This window comes from Streptomyces fildesensis (assembly GCF_016107395.1).
Classification (GTDB): Bacteria; Actinomycetota; Actinomycetes; order Streptomycetales; family Streptomycetaceae; genus Actinacidiphila; species Actinacidiphila fildesensis.
This window is the reverse complement of record NZ_JAAIKO010000383.1, coordinates 1-231: the sequence shown is the minus strand read 5'-3', so window position 1 is coordinate 231 and position 231 is coordinate 1. Positions and strand designations below refer to the sequence as shown.

Genomic DNA, 231 nt, shown 5'->3' with positions numbered 1-231 from the left:
CTTGTATCACTGAAGCCTTTAATAGGCTTTGCTTTCTGCTGAAGATATCCTACCAATTGATGAGTGGTTTTATCAATGCCCCTTTTAATTGAAACTGGATTTGCACCAGAAGTAACACTCAATAGCCCATGTCTGATCATTTCTCTTGCCAGAACTGATGCCGTTGTTGTGCCATCACCAGCAGAATCATTAGTTTTACTTGCAACCTCCCTTATGAGAGCTGCACCAGCA

The 231-nt window shown here is 42.0% G+C and carries 1 protein-coding gene; it reads right to left on the bottom strand.

The annotated features are described in order from the left end of the window. On the bottom strand, positions 1 to 231 hold a 231-nt coding region (locus C6N31_RS47510), incomplete at both ends, for a TCP-1/cpn60 chaperonin family protein (protein ID WP_498063740.1).